Annotated in this window: 4 protein-coding genes and 1 pseudogene; 2 read left to right on the top strand and 3 right to left on the bottom strand. The window is 61.2% G+C overall.

The window, feature by feature from the left end; translation table 11 throughout:
• Window positions 1-53: 53 nt before the first annotated feature.
• From gshA to F0169_RS24140, 3 genes and pseudogenes are all read right to left on the bottom strand, one after another.
• The gene (gene gshA, locus F0169_RS24150) at window positions 54-1,637 is read right to left on the bottom strand and encodes a glutamate--cysteine ligase (protein ID WP_058413081.1); all 1,584 of its coding nucleotides are present in this window, start codon (window positions 1,635-1,637) and stop codon (window positions 54-56) included.
• Between the two features lie 214 nt (window positions 1,638-1,851).
• The gene (locus F0169_RS24145; protein WP_152747819.1) at window positions 1,852-2,235 is read right to left on the bottom strand and encodes a PaaI family thioesterase; all 384 of its coding nucleotides are present in this window, start codon (window positions 2,233-2,235) and stop codon (window positions 1,852-1,854) included.
• Window positions 2,235-4,570: pseudogene (locus F0169_RS24140) on the bottom strand (Tex family protein). The gene F0169_RS24145 and the pseudogene F0169_RS24140 overlap by 1 nt, the downstream one beginning before the upstream one ends.
• 355 nt (window positions 4,571-4,925) lie before the next feature.
• On the opposite strand from F0169_RS24140, the gene ompR reads away from it, so the two are divergent.
• Together ompR and F0169_RS24130 are read left to right on the top strand one after the other, a co-directional pair.
• Entirely contained in the window at window positions 4,926-5,666 is a 741-nt protein-coding gene (gene ompR / locus F0169_RS24135) for an osmolarity response regulator transcription factor OmpR (protein ID WP_053255745.1), read from the top strand.
• A gap of 116 nt (window positions 5,667-5,782) precedes the next feature.
• Window positions 5,783-7,096, top strand: a complete 1,314-nt coding sequence (locus F0169_RS24130) for an ATP-binding protein (RefSeq protein ID WP_058413084.1) — start codon at window positions 5,783-5,785, stop codon at window positions 7,094-7,096.
• The last annotated feature ends 52 nt before the right edge of the window (window positions 7,097-7,148 follow it).

Below are 7,148 nucleotides of genomic sequence, written 5' to 3'. Positions count from 1 at the left end.
AGCAAGCCCCCTCCCACATAAACCTCAGTTCCCGGTGGGCATCAAGCGCGGGCTTAGTTACTGATCGCCAGGATGCTGGCCTGGTACGACCCGACAAACACGTCAAAGTCGCCCACTTCGTTTTGCTCCAGCTCCGCCTGTTGCGCCAGCGACGTGCGCGCCAGTTGCTCAAAATGCGCCTGCTCTTCGGCCGGCAACGGCTCCTTGCGGAAGTACTCGGCATGCACCTCACTCTGGTGCAGCGAGAACTGCGCAAAACTCTCTTTGCGCTCGGCCATTGCCGCCAGCACTTGGGCCGATGGCGTCAGGGACGGGTCCTTGACCTTCGCCAACTGGGCGTCCAGCGCCTGGCTGTGTTCCTGCATGCCATGGCTCTCATCGAGCAAGGCGGCCAGCGGCGCAATCTGCTCGAGCAACTCGGTGGCCCACTCGGTCATGCCCACGGCTTGGCCCTCACGCTGCAATTGCAGGCCGGGGCGACGGCCTTCCTTGACCACACTGAGGAAGTTGGAGGTGGCGTTGCCGCAGTCGCTGTTGGCGAACAGCGGGCTGTCGTTCAGCGCGCAATACAGCAGGAACGCGTCGAGGAAGCGTGATTCCGGCAGGTCGATACCCATCGGCAAGAACGGGTTAATGTCCAGGCAGCGCACTTCGATGTACTGGATGCCACGCGCGACCAGCGCCTGAATCGGCCGCTCGCCGGTGTAGGTCACACGCTTGGGGCGGATGTTGGAGTAGTACTCGTTTTCGATCTGCAGGATGTTGGTGTTGAGCTGTACCCACTCACCGTCCTTGTGCGTGCCCACTTCGACGTACGGCGCGTAAGGCGTTGCCACCGCTTCGCGCAGGCTGTCGGTGTAGCTGCTCAAATCGTTGTAGCACGGCGTGAGACCAGCCTGGGCGTTGCTTTGGTAACCCAAGTCGCTCATGCGCAGGCTGGTGGCGTACGGCAGGTACAACGTGTCGGCGTCGAGCATTTCCAACTGGTGCGAGCGACCGCGCAAGAAACCCGCGTCCAGCGCCGGCGAGGCGCCAAACAGGTACATCAGCAGCCAGCTGTAGCGGCGGAAGTTACGGATCAGCGCGATATACGCCGTGGACTGATAGTCGCGGTCGGTGCCGACGAAGCCTTCAGTCTCCTTGAGCAACGGCCAGAGCTTTTCCGGCAGCGAAAAGTTGTAGTGGATACCGGCGATGCACTGCATGGTCTTGCCGTAACGCAGGGCCAGGCCCTTGCGGTACACGTACTTGAGCTGGCCGATATTGGAGGTGCCGTAGTAGGCAATCGGAATATCTTCCTCGGCCGGCAAGGGGCACGGCATCGACGGGCTCCACAGGTATTCGCTGCCAAGCTTGGTGTAGGCAAAACGGTGAATCTTGTCCAGGCTGCTCAGGGTATCGGCCGGGTTGGGCAGGGCGGGAGTGATGAACTCCAGCAGCGATTCCGAGTAGTCGGTGGTGATCTGTTCGTGGGTCAGCGCAGCGCCCAAAGCTTCCGGGTGCGGCGTTTGTGCCAGACGACCGTCACCGGTGACGCGCAGGCATTCGCGCTCGATGCCGTGCAAGCATTGCTCTAGCAAAGAGAGGTGTTCGCGCTTGCCGAGCAGGGCCAGGCGGCGGTTGAGAAGTTCGCTCAAGTTGGATTCCTTCACGCGTCAGTCGCCCCAATATGGGGGTGGGCAGGACGGTCTACAAGGGTGAAGTTAAAACTGGCGTGATCGCCTGGTTTTGAGTCGATTTGACCCGCTCTGAAAAAGCCTTCTTCACTCCATGAGTTTGGCTATGGCGCGGCAAGAAAATTCCGACGCTGTTGTCGCAGCGCCGAAATTAACTCAAATCAAGGGTGGGGATCTATAGAACAGCGAAGGTGCCTTGTGCTTTTGCGACCAGTTTTTCGTCCTGGACCACATCCGCCTCCACCACCAGCGTGCGCCTGCCGGCGTGAATCACCCGGCTGGTGCACACCACCTCGCCCTGCGAGACGGCGCGGATATAGTTGATTTTGCACTCGATGGTCGCACTCTGTTGGTCAAAACCATGGGTGCTGGAACACGCCAGCCCCATCGTAATGTCCACCAGGCTGAAAATCGCCCCGCCATGCAGCTTGCCCGCGCGGTTGCGCAGTTGCGGCTCCAGGCTCAGGGCCACTTCAGCAACGCCTTCTTCAAGGCGCTGCAGGCGGCAGCCGATCAGCTCGCTGAACGCGCTCTGGGTTAAACCGGCGGGAACTTCCATCAGCGCTTCTTCAACTGTTTGGCATTCGCGAACAGCGACGCCATCGCGTTGTTGCTCGGCGCTGCCGTGGCAGTTTCCTTGCGCGGTGCGCTGCTTTCAGAGCGGTTCTGCGACTGGCGCGGTGCCGAGCCAGGGCGTGCACCCCGCGCACCGTCGATTTTCTCGCCGGGGGTGTCGCTCATGCGCATCGACAGGCCTACACGTTTGCGCGGAATATCGACTTCCATGACCTTGACCCGTACCACGTCACCGGCTTTCACCGCTTCGCGCGGGTCCTTGATGAACTTCTCGGACAGCGCAGAAATATGCACCAAACCGTCCTGATGCACGCCGATGTCCACAAACGCGCCGAAGTTGGTCACGTTGGTGACCACGCCTTCGAGGATCATGCCCAGTTGCAAATCCTTGAGGTCTTCGACGCCGTCCTGAAACTCGGCGGTCTTGAACCCTGGGCGCGGGTCGCGGCCGGGTTTTTCCAGCTCTTGCAGGATGTCGGTGATGGTCGGCACACCGAAGGTTTCGTCGGTGTACTTTTTCGGGTCCAGGCGTTTGAGGAACGCGGCGTCGCCGATCAGCGAGCGGATGTCGCGGTCGGTTTCGGCGGCAATACGCTGCACCAGCGGGTAGGCTTCCGGGTGAACGGCAGAAGCGTCCAGCGGGTTATCGCCGTTCATCACACGCAGGAAACCTGCGGCTTGCTCGAAGGTTTTTTCACCCAGCCGTGCAACTTTTTTCAGCGCCGCACGGGTTTTGAACGCGCCATTTTCGTCGCGGTGGGTGACGATGTTCTGCGCCAGCGTGGCGTTTAGCCCGGAAATTCGCGCCAGCAACGCCACGGAAGCGGTGTTCACGTCGACGCCCACGGCGTTTACGCAGTCTTCCACCACCGCATCCAGGCCGCGCGCCAGTTTCAGCTGCGACACGTCGTGCTGGTACTGGCCGACGCCGATGGATTTAGGGTCGATCTTCACCAGTTCGGCCAGCGGGTCTTGCAGGCGGCGCGCGATGGAAACCGCGCCACGGATCGACACGTCGAGGTCCGGGAACTCCTTGGAGGCCAGTTCCGACGCCGAGTACACCGAAGCGCCCGCCTCGGACACCATGACTTTGGTCATTTTCATCGCCGGGTATTTTTTGATCAGCTCGGCAGCCAGTTTGTCGGTTTCACGGCTGGCGGTGCCGTTGCCGATAGCGATCAGGTCCACCGCGTGCTTGGCACACAAGGCGGCCAGAATGGCCAGGGTCTGATCCCACTTGTTGTGCGGCACATGTGGGTAAACGGTGGCGTGGTCGAGCAGCTTGCCGGTAGCGTCGACCACCGCAACCTTGCAACCGGTGCGCAGGCCCGGGTCGAGGCCCAGCGTTGCGCGCGGGCGGCCGGAGCGGCCAGCAGCAAGTCGTGCAGGTTGTGGGCGAATACGTTGATTGCCTCGGTTTCGGCGCCGTCACGCAGCTCGCCGAGCAGGTCGGTTTCAAGGTGGGTATAGAGCTTGACCTTCCAGGTCCAGCGCACCACTTCACCGAGCCACTTGTCCGCCGGGCGATTCTGATTCTGGATGCCGAATTGTTGACCGATCATGCCTTCGCACGGGTGCATGCTGCCCGGTAGCTCGTCGCCGACTTTCAGCGCAGAGCTCAGAATACCTTCGTTGCGCCCGCGGAAGATCGCCAGCGCACGGTGCGACGGCATGCTCTTGAGCGGTTCGTCGTGCTCGAAGTAATCGCGGAACTTGGCGCCTTCTTCCTCTTTGCCGGCGATAACGCGGGCGCTGAGAATGGCTTCTTGCTTGAGGTAAGTGCGCAGTTTTTCGAGGAGGCTGGCGTTTTCGGCGAAGCGCTCCATCAGGATGTACTTGGCGCCTTCAAGCGCGGCCTTGACGTCGGCGACGCCTTTTTCCGCGTCAATGAACCGTGCGGCTTCGGTGTCCGGGCTCAACGACGGGTCATTAAACAGGCCGTCGGCCAAATCGCCAAGGCCAGCTTCCAGGGCGATCTGGCCCTTGGTGCGGCGCTTTTGCTTGTACGGCAGGTACAGGTCTTCAAGGCGGGTCTTGGTGTCGGCGAGCTTGATGTCGCGCTCCAATTGCGGGGTCAGCTTGCCCTGCTCCTCGATGCTGGCGAGGATGCTGATGCGCCGTTCGTCGAGTTCTCGCAGGTAACGCAGGCGTTCTTCCAGGTGCCGCAGCTGGATGTCGTCGAGGCTGCCGGTCACTTCTTTACGGTAACGGGCGATGAAAGGCACCGTTGAGCCCTCATCCAGTAGCGCGACGGCCGCTTCGACCTGTTGTGGGCGTACACCGAGTTCCTCGGCGATGCGGCTGTTGATGCTGTCCATAAAACCACCTGAAATTCTGAAAGCAGCTCGCAGGCCCGGAAAACAAGGCGTTGCGAGGCGGGTTGAGCGGCCCGACTGGGCCTGCGCCTGGGTCAAGAGGCTGCCTGTTGACCCTCGAAACCGGAAAATTGCTGCCCGTCGCTGAAAAAACGGGTGAGGCAGTAAGCAGTAAAGTCTGACATTACCCTGTACAAAGGCGGCGCATTATAACCAGCGTTCTGCCCTTGGGGGCTACTGCGCCCGAGGTTACAGGGCGCTGGGTCACTGGCGGTGAAGGAAAAATCTGCTAACAATGCACACGGTGCGTATAACGGCAGCTAGGCCATAATGCGCGCCGAGACAAGAGGAGCATCTAATGAGCAGCACTGCACAAACTGCTGAAGGCGAAAAAATTCTCATCGTTGATGACGATCCGGGGCTGAGCAGCCTGCTGGAGCGGTTTTTCAACTCCAAGGGCTACCGTGCACGCGCGGTGCCGAACACCGAGCAGATGGACCGCCTGTTGGGGCGCGAAGTGTTCAATCTGGTCGTGCTCGACCTGATGTTGCCTGGCGAAGACGGCCTGACCGCCTGCAAACGCCTGCGCGGCGCGAACAACCAGATTCCAATCATCATGCTCACCGCCAAGGGCGATGAGCTGAGCCGCATCAAAGGCCTTGAACTGGGCGCTGATGACTACCTGGCCAAGCCGTTCAACCCTGACGAGTTGATGGCCCGGGTCAAAGCCGTATTGCGTCGCCAGGCAGCCCCGGTACCGGGCGCGCCAGGCAGCGAAGACGAAAGCGTTACCTTTGGCGACTACGAACTGTCGCTGGCGACCCGTGAGCTCAAGCGTGGCGAAGAAGTGCACATGCTGACCACCGGCGAATTCGCGGTGCTCAAGGCGTTGGTGATGAACGCTCGCCAGCCGCTGACCCGCGACAAGCTGATGAACCTGGCCCGTGGCCGGGAGTGGGATGCACTGGAGCGCTCCATCGACGTGCAGATCTCGCGTCTGCGCCGCATGATCGAGCCGGACCCGTCCAAGCCGCGGTATATCCAGACGGTGTGGGGCGTGGGTTATGTGTTTGTGCCGGATGGCACTGCAACCAAGTGATCGATGATTTGCAGGGGCGGGCATCCCGGCGTTTGACTCCATGAGGGTCGACGGGATGCCGGCGTCTGCAATTCTGCGAGCGCCGCTCGTTCTTGCAAGGTGTCCAGCTGTCTCCTATGAAAACCCCGTTGTGGTTCCCGCAAAGTTTCTTCTCGCGCACCCTTTGGCTGGTGCTGATCGTCGTTCTGTTTTCCAAGGCACTTACGTTGGTTTATCTGTTGATGAACGAAGACGTGCTGGTGGACCGACAATACAGCCACGGCGTCGCGCTGACGCTGCGCGCCTATTGGGCGGCCGACCCTGAGAACCGTGAAAAGATCGCCAAGGCTGCGACCCTGGTGCGTGTTGCCGGCTCCGGCGTGCCCGAGGGCGAGCAGCATTGGCCCTACAGTGAAATTTACCAGCGCCAGATGCAGGCCGAACTCGGTGACGACACCGAGGTGCGCCTGCGTATGCATGTCTCCCCCGCGTTGTGGGTGCGTGCGCCAAGCCTGGGTCAGGATTGGCTGAAAGTGCCGCTGTACCCGCATCCGCTGCGTGGGCAAAAAATCTGGAACGTGTTGGGCTGGTTCCTGGCCATCGGCTTGCTTTCAACGGCGTCCGCGTGGATTTTTGTGCGTCAGCTTAACCAGCCGCTGAAACGCCTGGTGTTTGCCGCCCGCCAACTGGGGCAGGGGCGCAGTGTGCGCCTTCCGGTCAGCGATACGCCCAGCGAAATGACCGAGGTGTACGGCGCGTTCAACCAGATGGCGGAAGACGTCGAACAGGCCGGGCGCGAGCGTGAGCTGATGCTGGCGGGTGTTTCACATGACCTGCGCACGCCGCTGACGCGTTTGCGGCTGTCCCTTGAGCTGATGGGCAACCATTCCGACCTCACAGATGACATGGTCCGTGACATCGAGGACATGGACGCGATTCTCGACCAGTTCCTGGCGTTTATCCGCGACGGCCGCGATGAAGTGGTAGAAGAAGTCGACCTGACGGACCTGGTGCGTGAGGTGGTGGCGCCCTACAACCAGAATGGTGAGCAGGTGCGCATGCGCCTGGAGCCGATACAGCCGTTTGCGTTGCGTCGGGTATCGATGAAGCGCCTGCTGAACAACCTGATCGGCAACGCCTTGCACCATGCGGGTTCGGACGTAGAAGTGGCCGCGTACGTGTCCGGCGACAGCACAGCGCCTTATGTGGTGTTGAGCGTGATGGACAGTGGCGCGGGCATCGACCCGGCCGAACTTGAAGGTATTTTCAACCCGTTCACCCGTGGCGACCGTGCCCGGGGTGGCAAAGGCACGGGCCTGGGGCTGGCGATTGTGCGGCGGATCGCCTCGATGCATGGCGGCAATGTCGAGCTGCGCAACCGCGAAGAGGGCGGCCTGGAAGCGCGTGTACGCTTGCCGCTGGGGCTGATGCTGCCAAGAGATGCAGTTTAAGGGCAGCGACAAGCTTTAGCTTCAAGCTTCAAGCTGCAAGCAAAGAGCAAGC

Source organism: Pseudomonas kitaguniensis, assembly GCF_009296165.1.
In the GTDB taxonomy this organism is placed as follows: Bacteria; Pseudomonadota; Gammaproteobacteria; order Pseudomonadales; family Pseudomonadaceae; genus Aquipseudomonas; species Aquipseudomonas kitaguniensis.
This window is presented reverse-complemented; position numbering and strand designations above follow the sequence as displayed.